21 protein-coding genes and 1 riboswitch are annotated in these 17,377 nt (G+C 52.9%); of the genes, 15 read left to right on the top strand and 6 right to left on the bottom strand.

Features of this window, described 5'->3' with window-relative positions:
• The first annotated feature begins 14 nt into the window (after window positions 1-14).
• The 9 genes from H581_RS34340 (at window position 15) to H581_RS36515 (ending at window position 9,174) form a co-directional block, all read left to right on the top strand.
• The gene (locus H581_RS34340; protein ID WP_245600055.1) at window positions 15-1,562 is read left to right on the top strand and encodes a spore germination protein; all 1,548 of its coding nucleotides are present in this window, start codon (window positions 15-17) and stop codon (window positions 1,560-1,562) included.
• A gap of 17 nt (window positions 1,563-1,579) precedes the next feature.
• Entirely contained in the window at window positions 1,580-2,794 is a 1,215-nt protein-coding gene (locus H581_RS34335; protein WP_051250888.1) for a Ger(x)C family spore germination protein, read from the top strand.
• A 15-nt stretch (window positions 2,795-2,809) separates the two neighbouring features.
• The gene (locus H581_RS0117200) at window positions 2,810-3,889 is read left to right on the top strand and encodes a GerAB/ArcD/ProY family transporter (protein ID WP_028611100.1); all 1,080 of its coding nucleotides are present in this window, start codon (window positions 2,810-2,812) and stop codon (window positions 3,887-3,889) included.
• Between the two features lie 138 nt (window positions 3,890-4,027).
• Window positions 4,028-4,140: riboswitch (TPP riboswitch) on the top strand.
• A 235-nt stretch (window positions 4,141-4,375) separates the two neighbouring features.
• On the top strand, window positions 4,376-5,431 hold the full coding sequence (locus H581_RS0117195; protein WP_028611099.1) for an ABC transporter substrate-binding protein: 1,056 nt from the start codon (window positions 4,376-4,378) through the stop codon (window positions 5,429-5,431).
• Window positions 5,432-5,467: 36 nt separating this feature from the next.
• Window positions 5,468-5,770 (top strand): thiamine-binding protein, encoded by a 303-nt coding sequence (locus H581_RS0117190; protein ID WP_028611098.1) that lies wholly within the window; start codon window positions 5,468-5,470, stop codon window positions 5,768-5,770.
• Window positions 5,760-6,536 (top strand): ABC transporter permease, encoded by a 777-nt coding sequence (locus H581_RS0117185; protein ID WP_028611097.1) that lies wholly within the window; start codon window positions 5,760-5,762, stop codon window positions 6,534-6,536. The genes H581_RS0117190 and H581_RS0117185 overlap by 11 nt, the downstream gene beginning before the upstream one ends.
• A gap of 1 nt (window position 6,537) precedes the next feature.
• Window positions 6,538-7,314, top strand: coding sequence for an ABC transporter ATP-binding protein (locus tag H581_RS0117180; RefSeq protein WP_051250886.1), 777 nt, complete (start codon window positions 6,538-6,540; stop codon window positions 7,312-7,314).
• 58 nt (window positions 7,315-7,372) lie between these two features.
• Complete coding sequence (locus tag H581_RS0117175) at window positions 7,373-8,182, top strand: TatD family hydrolase (protein WP_028611095.1); 810 nt, start codon at window positions 7,373-7,375, stop codon at window positions 8,180-8,182.
• A 218-nt stretch (window positions 8,183-8,400) separates the two neighbouring features.
• Window positions 8,401-9,174 carry a glucosaminidase domain-containing protein gene (locus H581_RS36515; protein WP_051250884.1) on the top strand — a complete coding sequence of 258 codons (774 nt, stop codon included), beginning with the start codon at window positions 8,401-8,403 and terminating at the stop codon, window positions 9,172-9,174.
• 34 nt (window positions 9,175-9,208) lie between these two features.
• On the opposite strand, the gene H581_RS0117165 is transcribed toward H581_RS36515, so the two are convergent.
• The gene (locus tag H581_RS0117165; RefSeq protein ID WP_028611094.1) at window positions 9,209-9,796 is read right to left on the bottom strand and encodes a nucleotidyltransferase family protein; all 588 of its coding nucleotides are present in this window, start codon (window positions 9,794-9,796) and stop codon (window positions 9,209-9,211) included.
• Between the two features lie 97 nt (window positions 9,797-9,893).
• A complete protein-coding gene (locus H581_RS38425) occupies window positions 9,894-10,052 on the bottom strand; it encodes a hypothetical protein (protein WP_169507513.1) in 159 nt (52 codons plus the stop codon).
• A 212-nt stretch (window positions 10,053-10,264) separates the two neighbouring features.
• On the opposite strand from H581_RS38425, the gene H581_RS34325 reads away from it, so the two are divergent.
• A complete protein-coding gene (locus H581_RS34325) occupies window positions 10,265-11,014 on the top strand; it encodes an N-acetylmuramoyl-L-alanine amidase family protein (protein ID WP_051250882.1) in 750 nt (249 codons plus the stop codon).
• 222 nt (window positions 11,015-11,236) lie between these two features.
• On the opposite strand, the gene H581_RS38610 is transcribed toward H581_RS34325, so the two are convergent.
• Window positions 11,237-11,356: a sporulation protein YjcZ gene (locus H581_RS38610; protein WP_084134604.1), complete on the bottom strand. Its 120-nt coding sequence runs from the start codon at window positions 11,354-11,356 to the stop codon at window positions 11,237-11,239.
• A 108-nt stretch (window positions 11,357-11,464) separates the two neighbouring features.
• Complete coding sequence (gene ku, locus H581_RS0117145; RefSeq protein WP_028611093.1) at window positions 11,465-12,316, bottom strand: non-homologous end joining protein Ku; 852 nt, start codon at window positions 12,314-12,316, stop codon at window positions 11,465-11,467.
• A 377-nt stretch (window positions 12,317-12,693) separates the two neighbouring features.
• Between ku and H581_RS0117130 the strand changes: the two genes are divergently transcribed.
• From H581_RS0117130 to H581_RS0117115, 3 genes are all read left to right on the top strand, one after another.
• A complete protein-coding gene (locus H581_RS0117130; protein ID WP_028611092.1) occupies window positions 12,694-13,836 on the top strand; it encodes a glycerate kinase in 1,143 nt (380 codons plus the stop codon).
• A 366-nt stretch (window positions 13,837-14,202) separates the two neighbouring features.
• Window positions 14,203-14,412, top strand: coding sequence for a hypothetical protein (locus H581_RS0117120; protein ID WP_028611090.1), 210 nt, complete (start codon window positions 14,203-14,205; stop codon window positions 14,410-14,412).
• 163 nt (window positions 14,413-14,575) lie between these two features.
• Window positions 14,576-14,815 (top strand): YolD-like family protein, encoded by a 240-nt coding sequence (locus tag H581_RS0117115; RefSeq protein WP_028611089.1) that lies wholly within the window; start codon window positions 14,576-14,578, stop codon window positions 14,813-14,815.
• Window positions 14,816-15,162: 347 nt separating this feature from the next.
• Here H581_RS0117115 and H581_RS0117110 read toward each other — a convergent pair whose 3' ends face one another.
• The gene (locus tag H581_RS0117110) at window positions 15,163-15,720 is read right to left on the bottom strand and encodes a DUF3231 family protein (RefSeq protein WP_342663417.1); all 558 of its coding nucleotides are present in this window, start codon (window positions 15,718-15,720) and stop codon (window positions 15,163-15,165) included.
• 66 nt (window positions 15,721-15,786) lie between these two features.
• Window positions 15,787-15,933 (bottom strand): hypothetical protein, encoded by a 147-nt coding sequence (locus H581_RS38415; protein ID WP_169507489.1) that lies wholly within the window; start codon window positions 15,931-15,933, stop codon window positions 15,787-15,789.
• Window positions 15,934-16,327: 394 nt separating this feature from the next.
• Between H581_RS38415 and H581_RS0117100 the strand changes: the two genes are divergently transcribed.
• Window positions 16,328-16,696 carry an ArsR/SmtB family transcription factor gene (locus H581_RS0117100; protein ID WP_028611087.1) on the top strand — a complete coding sequence of 123 codons (369 nt, stop codon included), beginning with the start codon at window positions 16,328-16,330 and terminating at the stop codon, window positions 16,694-16,696.
• Window positions 16,683-17,081: a heavy-metal-associated domain-containing protein gene (locus H581_RS38940; RefSeq protein ID WP_028611086.1), complete on the top strand. Its 399-nt coding sequence runs from the start codon at window positions 16,683-16,685 to the stop codon at window positions 17,079-17,081. Before H581_RS0117100 ends, H581_RS38940 begins: the two co-directional genes overlap by 14 nt.
• The last annotated feature ends 296 nt before the right edge of the window (window positions 17,082-17,377 follow it).

The raw sequence follows: 17,377 nt of genomic DNA, 5'->3' as shown, positions 1-17,377 counted from the left end.
CGAAAGGTGCGCATATGAACAAACAAGACGCGAAGGCGCTAACGAAGCTTAGTCCGTCCCTTCATGCGAATGTGCAAGCGATTCGGACCCGCTTCGGCGGGAGCTCCGATCTGATCGTCCGGCTATTTCGCAGCGATGCGGCGCCGGATCGCGAACTGGCGATTGCCTATGTGGACGGCATTGTCAATGCAGATACGATTAACGAGAGCGTGATGGAGCCGTTAATGTCGTTAAGGCTGCCGGAGTACATGCAGCGGAGGGGCGGCAAGCTTCTGGACGCGCTTCGCAGCTGTGTCGTATCCGTCGGAGCGGTTAAGGAGATCAGCACGCTGGAAGAAGCTCTGCAATATATGGCTGACGGTCTGTGTCTCATTATGGCGGACGGAGCAGCCTCGGCCTTGACGGCCGAAGTGTGCGGCGGTAACCAACGGGCGGTAACCATTCCGCAGACGCAGACGGTCATTCGGGGGCCGCAATACGGCTTCGTCGAAGATATAAGAACCAATATCAGCCTGATCCGCCGGATCATCCGCTCTCCGAATCTCCATGTACAGATCCACAAGATCGGGAAACAAACCAATTCGAACGTAGCCGTACTCTATCTGCACGGCATCGTCGATGAGGGCATATTGAAGGAGGTATACCGAAGGCTGGCGGACATCGACATTGACGGCGTCCTCGAAAGCGGCTATATTGAGGAATTTATTCAGGACGAGACGTTTACGCTGTTCCCGACCTTGCTGAATACGGAACGTCCGGATACGGTTGCGGCAGCGCTGCTGGAAGGACGGGTAGCCGTGATGGTGGACGGGACGCCGATCGCTCTGATGGCTCCGACGAATTTCTTCACCTTCTTCCAATCGCCGGAGGACTTCTATCAAAGGTACGACATCGCCACGTTCGTGCGAATCATCAGGTATGTGTCCTTTGTCTTGTCGATGCTCCTTCCGGCGTTGTACATTGCAGTGACAACCTATCATCAGGAGATGCTGCCGACAACGCTGCTTATCAGCCTCGCCGCCCAGAGGGAAGGGATTCCATTTCCCGGTTTAATCGAAGCGCTGCTCATGGAGATGACGTTCGAGGTGCTGCGCGAGGCGGGTCTCCGCATGCCAAGGGCGATCGGTCCCGCCATTTCGATTGTCGGCGCCCTCGTATTAGGACAGTCTGCCGTTCAGGCGGGCATCGTGTCGGCGGGTATGGTCATCGTCGTCTCCTTTACGGCCATTTCGAACTTTGTCATGCCGGAATTGAATATGGCGGCGACGTCCAGAATTATACGCTTTGCTTTGATGCTGATGGCGGGGATGCTTGGTTTTTTCGGCATCTTTATTTCCGTTCTGTTCCTGATCGTCCACCTGACGTCGCTCCGTTCCTTCGGGGTGCCTTACATGTCGCCGCTTGCTCCGGGACCGAAAATGCAAGGAGTCTGGAGGGATGTATTTGTCAGGCTGCCCTGGTGGGCCATCGTGCTGCGGCCGATGGATTTGAATCTGCGCAATCCGAAGCGGAGACCGAGTGGCAGGAAACCGCCTGCACAGCGTCATTCCGACAAGCCTTAACGGAGGGAGGGGTAGCGGTGAGAATAGGAAAGCTGTTCATGCTTATGCTGAGTATCCTGCTTGTCAGCGGCTGCTGGAATCGGGTGGAGCTTAATGATATAGGCATCGTCTCGGCGACGGGAATCGACTGGAAAGACGGAAAGTGGCAGCTTTCTTATCAGGTGGTCATTCCGCAGTCGATCTCGGGTCAGAGTCCTTCGCCGGGAACGGCGGCAGCCGTTAATGTCTTCTCAACGTCGGGAGACAACTTTCAGAGCGCGATAAGCAAAGCTAGCCAGGAGACATCGAGGCGGCTTTATTTTGCGCATAATCAAGTTGTCATCATCAGTCAGGCGGCAGCGCGAAAAGGCCTGGAGCAGCTGTTTGACGTTTATTTGCGGAACGCCGATGCGCGGGAGACGGTCAGCGTCTTTCTGTCGAAAGGAAGCGCCAGGCATATGCTCGAGCAGCTCATCCCGCTTGAGAAAATACCGGGCACGGCCATCCAGCGCATGATCGCCAATGAAGAAATAAACAGCTCCGTCTTTCGGCAAATGACGATGCATGAGGTGCTGAAGGATTTGCTTGGAACAACGCAAGCGGCCGGCATCCCCAGCTTAAGCGTAGGGGGAACGAACGAAAGCATGGACCGGGCAGACAAGCTCGCCAAGACGAATACGCCTTCTAAAGTAAGGTTGAACGATCTGGGATTAATTCAGAAGGATAAGCTGGTCGGATGGATTACAAGGACGGAAAGCCGCGGCGTGATGTGGCTGGCCGATTATATTAAGCGGACGACGACAGCTTTTACGTGCAGGCAGGGAGACAACGGGCTTAAAGAATCCGCCGTGCAAATCATTAGCTCGAAGACAAAGCAGCGTCCCGAGCAACAGCCGGGCGGGGAATGGATGATGCATGTCGAGGTGACCGCCGAAGGGACGCTTCTTGAATACAACTGCGGGGGAGATTTATCGAAGCCGCCCGAGGTGGATAAGGTCGAGCGGGCGATTGAAGAGGAAATCAAACGTGAAATGGAGATGGGATGGCAGGCCGTGCGCAAGCATAAGGCGGATGTGCTTGGCTTCGGAGGCAGCATTCGCCAAAAATATCCGAAGGCATGGCGAGGCATGAAGGACGATTGGCCGGAGCGGTTCTCGCGGATGGAAGTGAAGACCACGGTCCATGTCAAAATAAATACAACAGGCATGAGCGGAAGCGGGTTTAAAAAGATGCAGGAGAAAGCGCGCTCGTAGCTGGAAAGGATACATATGCAGCAAATCGGAAAACAACAGCTGTCTATTCTTATTATCATTTTCCTGATCGGCAGCACTCCGCTGTTCGAGCTTGGCATCAAGGCCAAGCAGGACGCTTGGATCGCCATGGCGCTCGCGGCTGCGGCCGGCTTGCTGCTTAGCGCGATGTATCTGCATATCCAGAAGCGTGCTCCAAAGGCGGGATTGGCCGAGCTTTACAAAATCCATTTCGGACGAGTGCTTGGCGGAGCCGCCGGTCTGCTGAACGCTTGTTGGTTCGCTTATGAATCGATGCGAAACGTAAGGGATGTCGGGGAGCTGACGACGACAGCGCTCTTGACGCTCACCCCGAAGTGGATCGTCATGCTCCTTATTCTCCTCGCAGCCGCATATACAGTCAGCAAGGGACTTGAGGTGTTTGTACGCGTCGCGCAGATTTTTTTCCCGATTGTCGCGGTTAGCTACGCCCTAATATTATTATTGCTGATTATTACCGGGTTGCCGGACCTCCATCAGTTACGCCCCGTACTGGAGAACGGATTTTTGCCGGTCTTGCAAACGGCGTTTCCGGATCTGGTGTCCTTTCCGTTCGGGCAAATGGTTGTTATGCTCGTATTCTGGAAATATGTCGGAGAGACAAATAAAGTGAGCCGAGTCACGTATTGGTCGCAAGCGGGAGTATCGGTTTTTCTGATTGTCATGAACATCGTCGTCATGTCCGTACTGGGGCCGGAGCTTTCCGCGATATCCGCGCTGCCGCTGCTTGAGGTCGTCCAGCTGATCCAACTGGCCAACTTCATGGAACGGCTTGATGTGATCGTCACCCTGCTGCTGTTCATCGGACTGTATGTGAAGATGACGACGCTGTATATGGCAGCGGTCTTTACCGTTAACGCGGTAACAGGCACGGCATACCGCCACTGGGTCATGCCGGTCGGTCTCCTCATATACGCCTCGTCGTTTCTGGAGAAGAATAACACCTATCATATGTGGATCGGTCTCGATATTACATTGAAAGTCGTTCCGTTATTCCAAGTGGCGCTTCCCGCGCTCATGCTTGTTGTAGGCATAAGGAAAAAATATAAGGCTGGATGACGGAAGGGGCGTACGGTCGGCCCTGTGAGCCTGAATATATAAAAATATAAAGGCGTTTCTGCTTGTTCCCGGTGGATGCAAAATAATGCTGGCCTTTTGGCCCGGTTTTGCTATACAATTGAGCTTGTTGACGAAACCGAATATGTTCCGGGGAGCTGGTTAAGCCGGCTGAGAGGGAATGAGAATCCTAATTCCGACCCGTTAAACCTGATCTGGGTAATGCCAGCGTAGGGACAGAAGCTCTGTTTTATGGAAGAGGCTAGGTCGAATCGACCCGAGTCCCGGTCTATATGAACAGCTGCGCAGCCGAATGAATGGCGTCCTCCGGATCGGGAGGACGCTTTTTTTTTAATTCAAATAATAGATAAGTTTCACGCTTATACCCGCTTAGAATTCTTGATAGGCTGCAAGGCATCCATGAACCGGATACTAACGAGGAGTCGTCGCATTACAACAAATAGAGTTACGGAGAGGGGAACACACATCATGAATCAGAAGAAGGCCGGACAAGCGTCGTGGAGAATAATGGCCGCTATGCTCGTGTTCGTATTGGCGCTGGCGGGCTGCGGAGCGAATAACGTGACGAATGCGCCGTCTGCGAACGAGAACGAACAGGGGCAGGAGCAAGGGAAAACGGATAAGCCGCTGGAGAAGGTACAGGTCGTGCTGGACTGGACGCCAAATACGAATCATACCGGACTGTACGTTGCTAGAGATAAAGGGTTCTTCAAGGAGCAAGGCTTGGACGTTGAAATTATTCAGCCGGGACAAACCGGCGCAGACCAGATGGTTGCTTCCGGCGATGTGCAGTTCGGCGTGAGCTATCAGGAGTCCATTACGATGGCCCGCATCGCGGGCGTGCCGCTCGTATCGATCGCAGCCGTCATTCAGCACAATACGTCGGGCTTCGCGTCGCCGCTCGCGAAGGGCATCGACGCGCCGGAGAAGTTCGAAGGCCAGACGTACGGCGGCTGGGGCGCTCCCGTCGAGGAAGCGGTAATTGCTTCGCTTATGCAGGAAAGAAACGCGGACGTCGGCAAAGTAAATATAATGAGCATCGGAGACAGCGATTTCTTCACGGCGGTGAAGCGCGATATCGATTTTGCGTGGATTTATTACGCATGGACAGGCGTAGAAGCCGAGCTGCGCGGCGAGAAAATCAACATGCTTTACTTGACCGATTACAGCGATAAGCTGGATTACTATACGCCGGTTCTGGCAACGAACGAGGCGATGATTAAGGATAAGCCGGAAATCGTCAAGGCTTTCACGGCTGCAGCGGCGGAGGGCTATCAGTACGCGATCGACAATCCGGAGGATGCGGCAGAAGTATTGATCCAAGCCGAGCCGGACTTGAATGCCGATCTCGTGCGCGCCAGCCAGAAGTGGCTAAGCCCGAAATATCAGGATGACGCGCCGCGCTGGGGCGAACAGAAGTTGAGCGTATGGGAAAATTACGCCGGCTGGATGTTCGAGCACAAGCTGCTTGAAAAGGAGCTTGAGGCGGAGAAGGCGTTTACGAACGAATTTCTGCCGGAATAACGGAATGTATAAAGGACAAGGAGAGAGGGGATTCAAATGGCGAACGCATTAGTCAGCATTCAAATTTTGCCGACGACGCCCGGAGGAGAAAGCGTCATTCCGTACGTGGACCGGGCGATCGAGATTATTAAAGCCGCGGGCGTGCCGTACCGCGTCGCGCCGCTGGAGACGACGATGGAAGGCGAGCTAAGCCATCTGCTCAGCGTGGTGCAGACGATGAGCGAAGCGATGACGGAAATGGGCTGTCCCTCCGTCATCTCTCAAATTAAAATTTACTACAACCCGGTAAACGGCGCTTCGATGGGCCGTCTGCTGGAGAAATATCCAGATGGGCAATAAGAAGAGAATTGCATGGGCAAAGGTCTGGCCGCCGGTGGCGGTGCTGACAGCGCTGCTTGCATGCTGGCAAGCGGCAGTCGCATGGGGAGACATTGACCCGTGGCTGCTGCCGGCGCCTGTATCGATCGTGCAGGAGGCGATTCAGATCTGGCCGCGGTTAATGGAGCATACGGAAGCGACTGTGCGGCTGATGCTGCTCGGCTTTGCGGGAGGATCGGCGGTGGGCTTCGTGCTCGCCGCTTTGCTGCATTTAATCCCGTGGCTGCGAACCGTCGTATACCCGCTGCTTGTATTATCCCAGAACGTGCCGATCGTAGCCGTCGCGCCCATCCTGACGATGCTGCTCGGCTGGGGCTTGCTGCCGAAGACGCTGCTTGTGGCGCTGGTCTGCTTCTTTCCGATTACGATCGCCATGCTGAGCGGACTCGGAAATCCGGATGCGCAGCTTCGCCATTATTTCCAAATGATCGGCATCGGCAAGTGGCAGCTGTTCTGGCGGCTGGAGCTGCCGCATGCGATCGTCCATCTCTTTTCCGGCTTGAAGATCGCCGCCTCGTACAGCGTGCTCAGCGCCGTTGTGGCGGAATGGCTCGGCACGAATAGGGGGCTGGGGGCGTTCATGCTCATCTCGTCCAAGGGCTTTCAGCCCGACCGCGTCTACGCGGCGGTCATTATTATCGTGGCGCTCAGCCTGATGCTGTTCGGGCTGGTCGTGCTTGCGGAGCGGATGCTGATTCGCTGGCGGCCGGCGAAGGAGGTAAAGTAACATGCAGAAGGATACAGCCGGGAACAAGCAGTCTGCGCTGCAGGCGAAGCAAATCCGGAAGCGGTTCGGCAGCGGGCATGCGGCCAAAGAGGTCATTGGCGGGCTGTCGCTTACGGTTGCCGACGGGGAATTCGTCTCGATCGTGGGCCCTTCGGGAAGCGGGAAGACGACGCTGTTCAAAATCATCGGGGGATTGGAGCCGCCGACGGAAGGCGATATTTGGATTGGCGGGGAGCAGACGACAGGCGAACGCGGACATATCTCCTACGTGCCGCAGCAATCGGCGCTGCTGCCTTGGCGGACCGTCGCCGGCAATATTGAGCTGTCTCTGACGATCTCGGGCGCGGGCCGCCAGGAAGCCAAGCAGAAGACGAAGGAATGGCTGGAGAAGATCGGCCTGCACGAATATGCGGATGACTATCCGCATGTGCTGTCCGGCGGGATGCTGCAGCGGGTTTCCTTCCTGAGGGCGCTGCTTGCGCCGCAGCAATTGATGCTGCTTGACGAGCCGTTCGGCGCGTTGGACGCGCTGACCAGGCTTCAGATGCAGCAGTGGCTCCTGTCGATCTGGGAGGAGAGCCGGAGGTCGGTGCTGCTTGTAACGCACAGCATCGAGGAAGCGTTGTTTCTTTCCGACCGGGTGATCGTGTTGTCCGCTTCACCGGCGGTCGTGCTGCAGGAGTTCGTTATCCCGTTCGAGCGTCCGCGCCGGGAGGCATTGTGGACCGACATTGCATTCAACGAAATGAAGCAGCATATTTACGAGCTGCTGAAGTAAACGCGCGGCCCTGTGCTTTAGACGGGGTTGACTTCGTAAACATCAGGAGGAGTGTAAGATGACAGAGGAGGCCGGCGCTTCCTGGATAGACGCGCATCTCCATGTTGATTTGTATGCGGCAGAAGAGCGGGTCCGGCTGCTGGAGGAGGCTTTCGAAGAAGGCGCCCAGGCTGTTGTAGCGGTCTCGATGCATCTGGCATCTTCCCGGGTGAACCGCGAGCTTGCACTGCAGTATCTCGGCAGGCTGCATCCTGCGTACGGCTTTCATCCGGAGCAGCCGATCCCGTCCCGTGGAGAGATCGATCAATTATTCGGATGGATCCGTACGCGGCATGAAGCAGGTGAACCATTTGCGATCGGCGAGGTCGGTCTGCCGTATTATACCCGGTCGGAAGCAGAAGCAGCGGGCGAAAGCTTTGACGAACAGCCGTATCTGGCGCTGCTGGACCGGTTCGCCGCGCTGGCGTCGGAGCTGGATCGCCCGATCGTGCTTCATGCGGTATATGAGGATGCGGATAAAGCTTGCGATATTCTGGCAAAGCACAACGTACGCCGCGCGCATTTTCACTGGTTCAAGGGCGGCGAAGCGGTCGTGCGCCGCATGGCGGCGAGCGGCTACATGATCTCGGTCACGCCGGACGTCGCTTACGAGGAAGAGATCCGGCAGCTTGCGGAGCGGTATCCGCTTGAGCTGACAATGGCGGAGACGGACGGGCCATGGCCGTTTGAAGGGCCGTACGCCGGCAAGCCTACACGGCCTGCCATGGCTGCCGATGCGGCGAAGCATATTGCGGCGCTTAAGCGGCTGCCCGTTCAGGAGACGGCGAAGTGGCTGCTTGCGAATACTCGCCGGTTCTACGGCATATAGAGGTGCTAGACCGGTTCGATGAAGGGGGCGGCTTATGAGATCTGCGATCTTATAGGGGGCCCTTTCGTATTTTATCCTTATTGACCGGCAGTCCGGATAAGCCTGGACCATAGCCGTCATTGCCGTTCTGTCCGTTGCCATTCGCACATCCGATGCATAAACAGATAAGGACAGCATGCGATGACATGCCTTAGCAGTTGTCAGAGAGGAGAACGAAAATGGCAGCATTGACGAGAGATCAATTTTTTGCGAAATTGGCGCCTACGGTCATTCGGGTAAAAAGAGAAGGGTCGACGATGTTTCCTTCCGTTCGGCTCGCGCAAAATTTGCTCGAAACCGGCGGCGTCATTCATTCTTGGAACAACTTGGGCGGCATTAAAGTTGGCAGCGGTCAGGTGAATGCATACTGGCAAGGGGAAGCTGTCGTTAAGGGCACATGGGAATACGTCGATGGACGAAGCGCGAATACGAGAGCCGCTTTCCGGGCCTATAAGAGCGTCTATCATTTCTATAAAGATTTGGATCTGCTGCTCACCGCGCCGCGCTATGACCGGGTTCGCAGGGCGGCAACGCCGGAGCAGCAGGCAGAAATGCTGCAAGCAAGCGGTTATGCGACGGATCCGGCATACGCAGCCAAGCTAAAATCAATTATCCAGCGATACGGGTTAAAAAGATACGATGCGGCAGGCAGCAAGCATGTGCCGAAGCCGGAGAAGCTGAAGGAAGCGAAGTCCATTGCGGTGCTGTATGACGGACTAGTGATAACGGACGGTTACCTGCTTCGCGGCGTAACATGGGTACCGGCGAGAAAGCTGGGCGAGGCGCTCGGTGCGGAGATCGATTGGACGGGAACACAGGTAACCGTGAATGGACATGAGCTCGAATCGGTATTGTCGGAATCGACCGGCTATGTGAAGGTACGCGATTTGGCCGCCGAGATTGGACTTACGGCCAGCTGGGATGCCGCGGCCAGCGCCGTGCTGCTCGAATAGTACCGGGACTTGAACCGGCAGCGTAATGATCCGGCTATAGCCCGTAAGACTCGCGGGGGGACGAAATATGGATTTTCGGCCAGCGGCTTTCCCAATTTTTTTTGGCGAGACGCGCTTTGTAATAACGAATTCTCTCGTCGGATGCTTCGAAAAACGGCGTTGGTTTTACCGCCATACGGAGCACGTCCTCGATGCCGCATGGCGCAGCCAGAACAAGTCGGCCGCGCTCATCTATGGTAAGCCCTAAAGCCGTCGCCGTCTCAGGGAATTTAGACATGGCGTCCACCGAGGAGCTGTAAGGCGGCGCGTCGCTGACCAGATGCATTCTCGCTTGATTTTTGACCGACCACGGGATAGAAGGACGCGCAATCCTTAGCCGCTGCTCGCATTTCTTCTCTTCTGCTTCTTCCATATTGCCGGCATCGTAATAGATGACATCGACATCGGAAAGCGGCGTTCTGGCGCGATAGCCGTGCAGCGTGTCCCAAAGTTTCGAGCGCACGAATCCGGCGCAAACCCACCAATCGGGCAATTGTAAAGCTTGTGCAGTATGTAAGACATCCATCATCCAATCGTCTTCACGGACTAGCCGGATAATGTCGTCTTCCGTATTGATAATCATAAGTTCTCCTCCATTTCCGCTAGTTCTACAATAATGCCGTTTCACGCAAAAGAAAAGCCGCATCAAAACGATACGGCTTACTGCCCGGCTGCACAGGTCACTTGTTCTTCTTGGAAGCGGCCCAGAAGGCCAGAATGATAAGCGGGATCAGAATAAACCACGGAATGGTAATCGTGCCCCCAACGATAAAGGCTAAAGCCATGACGGCTATGACGCCTAAAATAATGTACAGGCAGCCTCTGCCGAACGTTTCCATCGATGATCGCCTCCCCCTTGGTGTGCGAAGCGGTTCTGCGGCTCTGCGGCATAAGCCGAATCCTCGCGGTTCCTGAAAGTATATTCATATCTAACGAAATTATGGATTGTACGGTTTCAAAAAATATGCCGGTAAACAACCTATTTTCGACGAACGGGCTCACCGATAGAGACAACCCGCAATACGCTGGTAATAGGGAAGGAGGGAGGACGATGGCTATTCTGATTGCGATATGCGACGGTCATGGCATGGAGACAGCCGGTAAACGCACCCCCTTGCTGCCTGACGGCTCGTTCATGAAGGAGAATGAATTCAACCGGGCGGTCGCGGCTTTATTGGATGTCCACCTGCGGCGCTGCGGCTTTCGCACGCTGCTCGTCGCCCCAACCGATGCGGATACGCCGCTAAATACGCGCATTCGCACGGCAAACAACGCAAATGCCGATTTCTATATCAGTATCCATGCCAATGCTTTCGGGAGCGGCTGGAATAACGCAAGGGGGACGGAGACGTATTATTATACCGGCAGCGCCGAAGGGCGCAAGGCTGCCGAGATCATTCACCGCCATCTGACGGGCGGAACCGCGCTGCCGAACCGCGGAGTGAAGACAAGCAGCAGCTTTGCGGTACTTCGCGATACCTTCATGCCTGCCGTTCTGGTCGAATGCGCGTTCATGACGAACCGTGAAGATGCGCGGCTGCTTTTGTCGGAAGCCTACCGGGCAGAATGCGCGGATGAATTGGCGCGCGGCATTTGCGAGTACTTTCAGGCTCCGTATATAGAGGAGGATGAGGAAGCGGAGGAGGTGAGCGGCCCCATGACGGCAGAGGATGCGAACAAAATCATTCGTTTTCTAAGCGCGGCCTACATGGCAACGGATAACGCGGAAGCGCGGAAGGAGTTTAACCGTCTGGCCAACGAGCTTCGTATTGCGAGCGGCCAGCCTATGCAGCAGGTGTGATCTGCTGCTCATCTAATCGTTGGAACATATACTTCGCGCCCCCTGGATGGGGGCTTTTTTTCGCGTTCGGGACGGTGCTGACCCGTCGCGGCCCAAATCAAGAGCTATCCAAGCGAGTTAAGTACGTCGAAGTGATGAAACGGGAAGAAGACCCATGGAATGGGCCTTCGAGCGCATTTTGTTACAGGAATTGACGTAAGGAGGTTACGTCATCAGGCAGGATTAATAGCCTTTGCCGTAACCGCCTACAAGACCGCAGCTACAAGCGACAATCACCAGCAGGATAAAGAGGACCAGAATGGTTCCCGTATTCGTGAAAGCTCCGCCAACGACACCGGACATTTGCAAACACCTCCTTGATCATTCGTACAATCAGTTTATGCGGACTTCTTCCGATCGGATTGGGTAGTTGTTACGGAATGGCAATAGCCTCTCTTTGTATACAGCAAGCTATGATACGTTGTCTTTATTTTTTTTGCTCGCGCTTCTTTTTCTTTTGGGCGCAGCGGCAGGAGGAGGAGGGGTTTTTGCAGCCTCAAGACTCGCCTGCAGCGCGGCCATCAGGTCGATCACGTTCGAACGGCCTTCAGGGGTTGCGGGCGCCGATACGATATCTACGCTCTCGCCGGCAATTTTTTGTTCAATCAGATCAAGCAGGGCTTTGCGGTAATCATCGGTGTACTTATCGGGCTGGAACGTTTCGCTTAGCTGTTCGACCAGCATGGCGGCCATCGTCAGCTCCTTCTCGTTCACGGCCGTTTGCTCCGGCAAATTAGGGACCTGCGAGATCGAGCGGATTTCATCCGGAAAAAACATGGTTTCCAAGCAAAGGCAGTTGCCGACGACTCTTATGGCAGCCAAACTGCTTTTGCTGCGAATCGAAATTTTGGCGATGCCGATCTTGCCAGTTTGCCTGATTGCCTCGAGCAGGAGCTGGTAAGCGCCGGACCCTGCCATATCGGGAGAGAGGTAGTACGCTTTCTGAAAGTAGATAGGGTCGATTTCGGTCAGGTCCACAAAGTCTAAAATATGGATCGTTTTTGCGGATTCCGGCTTGATTTGCTCCAGCTCCTCCTCTTTGACGATGACGTATTTCCCCTTCTCGTACTCAAATCCTTTTACGATCTCGTCCGGGTTAATTTCCTTATCGCAATGACGGCAGGTTTTCGCGTAAGAAATCGGCATCCCGCAATCTTTGTGCAGGCTGCGGAAGTGAATATCCTTGTCCTCCGTTGCCGTGAACATCTTGACGGGGACATGAACGAGCCCGAAGCTGATCGCACCTTTCCAAACAGTATGCATGGCGTAAACTCCTTATTGACGGATTATTCCAATAGGATGCGCTGAACTGAGGAACTTTTATACATTTTTTGAATTGAAAGCCGGAAAAGGATGGTGTAAATTAGATTCAGTTCGTGTATCGGCTTCCAAAACCAGGGAAAGACCAGAAGGAACCTATTAAGCGCTTTATGCGCAAGCATCCGGATATTGAGACGCGAGCAAGGAAGCGAGGCGCAATGATTTCATCGAAGATTGAGGAAGGTGATGCGGCGGAATAACAACGGTTTTTCAGCAGATGAACCGCCGTGGGGCCTTCAAAAAAAACGAAAAGTAAAAAGGAGACGGAAAATGGCTGAAAACAAAGCGGTTAAAGAAGAAGCGACGGAAGGCAGGATGTTATGAAAGTCGTAGTTGCGCCTGATTCCTTCAAGGGATCGATCTCGGCGCAGGAATTATGCGCAGCGGTCCGGGCCGGCATACAGGCGGCTGATCCGTCTGCGGAAGTCGTGGAGCTGCCGATGGCGGACGGAGGAGAAGGGACGCTCGAAACGCTCCTCTATGCGGCAAAAGGAAGATCCTGCGAGGTTACGGTGAAGGACCCGCTGGGCAGACCGGTGAAGGCCTCGTACGGGGTGTTGGGCGATGGGCAAACGGTGATCGTCGAGATGGCGCAGGCTTCCGGACTAACCCTGCTGCAGTTGGAAGAGCGCAACCCGCTCGTGACCTCCAGCTATGGGACGGGGGAGCTCATTCGCCATGCCTTGCATGCCGGATACCGCCATTTTGTCATTGGACTGGGCGGCAGCGCAACGAATGACGGCGGTGCCGGCATGCTGAAGGCGCTTGGCGTCAATTTCTTCGATGCCGAAGGAGAGCTTATACCGGAAGGAGGAGCGGGGCTGGCGGCGCTGTCCGCCGTCGACCTGTCCGGGCTGGAGCCCGCCGTGCGGGAGTCGAGCTTCCGGATCGCAAGCGACGTAACGAATCCGTTATGCGGCCCTTTCGGCGCCTCGGCCGTATTTGGTCCGCAGAAGGGGGCGACAGCCGATTCGGTACGGCTTCTGGATAAGGCTTTATATCATTACGGCGGAGTGCTGCAGCAGTTAACCGGCATAGATGTGCGCCGGCTTCCCGGCAGCGGTGCCGCCGGCGGGACGGGAGCGGCGTTAATGGCCGTTCTGAAGGCGGAGAGCAGTTCAGGCATTGATTTGATTATGGAGGCGGTTGATTTCGAAGCCCATATCCGTAATGCCGACTTGATCCTGACCGGAGAGGGCAGGCTGGACGGACAAACCTTGTCCGGTAAAGTCATCGCCGGCGTATGCCGGAGGGCGGGGAAATACAATATCCCGGTCATCGCATTATGCGGAAGCATGGAGCTTGCGGCGGAGCGGCAGGATGAGATTGGATTAACGGCGGCCTTCTCCATCGTGCCGGGCCCATGCTCCTTGGAGCAAGCAATGGGCAGCGCAGCGTTATGGGCGAAAGCGCAGGTCGGGCAGGTGATGCGTCTCTATATCAAGCAACGGAAGACGGATTGATTCCATTGGTTGGGATGCCTATCGGAAGCGCTTCGATCCGGACAAGAACAAAAATGGCGGAGCTTGCCGCGGATAGAGGGAAACCAAAGCCTATTTTGCCGGATGGATGAAATTAACATGGATGAAGAACATGTGTTTGGCATATGATAAGAACAAACGTTCTTATCGGGGTGATGATCATGATTGAATCCTTCATTGGTAGCACCGTTCAAATCATTTACATTGACCGCAAATGCAATATATCCTTTCGTACAATCCAGATTCGGTCCGTCAGCAATGGGAAGGTAAAGGCTTATTGTTATACGGCCCACGCGCCGCGTATTTTTAATATAGAGCAGATCATCGACGCGGAGTTGGTGAATCGGCATGCTGGATGATACAACGCGCAAGGTGCTGACCGTACTATGGAATACCTATCGCAATGAACCGTGCAGGATTGATATTTCTTATATCAGTCAGCGTTCGCAGCGGAAAGAGGAGCAAGTGAAGGAGGCTGTCAACCAGCTGGTCAAGGAAGGTTTCGTCTTGTGGGACCGGAAGGAAAACTCATTTCGTGTCATGACCAATAGGCCGTAAGACAGATTTGTTTACGGAGTATTGACATCAGGCCAATGAAACGGCATGCTGAATAATACCGCTCGCAAGAGCGGGCAATAGGCGGCAAAGGAAACATGAAGTGCGTGGGATGCCGCCTTTTTGTAAGTTTCAGCTATTTTAGATCAGGTTGGAGGAGAAAGGGTTGGCAAAAGGACCGAAACGTCCGACACGGGATGAGTTTCAATTGGAGGAGCTTGGCGAACGATTGGCGGAAGCGCAGCAGGAGGAAACGGAATTATTGTTTACGGTATGGAATTGGGAGACGAATCCAAGAGGGAAGATCGTCCATATGGATTCCCGTACAAAAACGGTGCATATCATGTATATGGACGAACTAACGAAGATTCCTTTTCTCGATATTATGAAAGTGGAGAGCTCCTAATGAGTTCTTCGCTTTTGTTTTATGGTGCGGCTGGAACAGCGATCGTAAGAATGATTTGCTCTCGCAGCGATAACAGCTGATGTAAATCAATTGTTCAACTTATATAGATCTATAGGCTGCATGCGAGCCTCAGTTTTGTTGAAAGATGTAAGACTCTTTGCTTACTCCTCTGGTTCTAATTGCGACTTTTAGTTGCGAAGCCGCCTGTCAAACTGCCAATTCTAGCGATACCATATAATCTTACAGTAATAGTCACTGTATGTCATACAAGAGCAATACGAAGGTAGTCAGAATTCGAAGCACAAAAAAAAGACTGCCTTGTACATGCAGCCTTTGTCACTGAAATGCTATTGAGTCGGTAAACCGTTAGGGACATAGTAAGGCGGTATTTTAATCCAGCCACGGTCACGCATTAAAGTTTTTAACGAAGCGCCAAACTTTAGTTTCTCCGCTTGAAATTTTACGAACATCATGCCGACGTCATTACGCACGGATTGTACTGCGCCATTTGCGCACATCATGTAATTTGCGACAAGTTTAATTGAAAGCGCATTGGCAATCTCATCATCAGTAAGCTTTACACCCATGGGCACGGTATCGGGTACAGATTTTGGTTTCATTTCGGAAACAGGAGGAAGAGGAACGCCTTCCGATAACATAAAATCCCGGAGCTCTTTGGCTTGCGCTTCTGCCAATTCCATCGACCCGTTAAGCGCGTTAAGCAATTCGCTGTCAGTAGTTGTATTTAGGCCGATCTTCACGTTCGCTATCTCTTCTTCGAGCATGGTCAGATAGGTCCAACAAGTCATCACTTCTCCTACGTGTAACGGTGGTTTCGGTTCATTATCGATGAATGTTTTCATTACATCTTTAACTGCTTCAAAAACACTTGTCAAATGATTCACTTCTTTCGTTTTATGAAGTTATTCCTGCACAAATACCAAGAATTCCCCAGGGGGAAAGGAGGGCGCTTAGTCCTCCGGCGTACGGTCAAGAAAGAGACGCGTAACTGAAGTGGAGTCACCCTCTTGAATTTCTTTCTCCGTCGCTTTTTCTTCAATTTCATCGTGCGTATTCATTCCTGGAGCAACAGTAGGCTCTTCCTGATCTTTATCCAACGCTATCACCTCACAGGATATCATTGTCAGAAAATAAGGAATGTATGCATTTGAGAAACCTGTCGATGCATCACGTTGCTAATAAAAAACGGCCAATAATTGACCGTAGATCAGCTATGCATTTTGTGCAAAAAATAATGCAGCTTAATGAAAAAAGCTCCTCTAGAACGGTTATCCAAGCCGCTTTAGAGGAGCAAAAACAAAGGTTATACACGTATGGTACCCAATAAGCATGCATAATGCCAATTAGAAAACATTAAGGTAGATTAGAATATACTCATTCGGTTCCTCATGTTTTCCGGAATTACAACAATCAAATTATTGTTTGACTGAATAAATGGTGATAGGGTACGTTCATAATAATCAAACGATAATTTGATTGAGGGGGTGCGGCATGAAAGACAGCTGCGAAATTTATTGCTATGACGAGTCAAAAGTGCGCAAGGTACAAGATGCCTTGCAGCAACAAAATATTCAGGGTATGGCCAAGATGTTTAAAGTCCTGGCCGATGAAACCCGCATGAAAATCGCCTTCGCTTTGTGCGAGGAAGATGAATTATGCGTTTGCGACGTGGCCAATATCATCGGCTCGTCGTTGGCAACGGCTTCGCATCATCTGCGAACGTTAAAACAGCTTGGTTTGGCCAAATACCGCAAGGAAGGCAAACTGGCATTTTATTCTTTGGAAGACGACCAGGTCCGCCAATTCATTCAAATAGCTTCCACCCATGACAAGGAGTTGATGGCACATGCAGCAACATGAGGCGGAAAACGGCGAAAAACAAATCTACCGCGTGCAAGGATTTACTTGTACCGGTTGCGCGGGGATCTTTGAAAAGAATGTAAAAAATCTTCCTGGCGTAACGTTAGTTCCATATTTACCTATACCTATTGCAGAACCAGATTCCCCGCTTGTAGGTGTCACTATAGGGCCAAAAAACAATTCTGATACTAGTATAATTGGTTTAAGACATTTTCTTAAACATGGTACATACTCGCATATCTCGAATAACATTTACAAATCAACTATACTACTCAGATTCAACATAACAGGCAAGAATAAGAGTATCATCTTATATCGTCAAAAACTGAAGCAGCAGCTTGATCTACTGATTCAAATATATGCCCATAAATCTCGAGCATCTTAATATTTGAATGGCCAACACGCGTCGCTATAGCTTCAGAATGGACCTGCTTATAAATCATCCAGGACACAGACGTATGCCTGAGATCGTGAAGACGGATCTGCTACAGCTGGTGACGGCGATGGAAGTCGATCCATTTTTTTGTGAACCATTGGGGATCATACGCATGGGATAAACGGCATCTGATCAAAGCGGTTGGACTATGGGTGAAGGATACACGGTCCCTGAACTGGCAAAGCATTACAACCGGTTACAAGATGAGATTGTCATCATGCTGCTACACGTACTGAGCAAGAAGC

It is taken from the genome of Paenibacillus harenae DSM 16969 (assembly GCF_000422465.1).
In the GTDB taxonomy this organism is placed as follows: Bacteria; Bacillota; Bacilli; order Paenibacillales; family Paenibacillaceae; genus Pristimantibacillus; species Pristimantibacillus harenae.
Note: the sequence above shows the minus strand (reverse complement) of the source record. Positions and strands in the feature narration are given on the sequence as shown.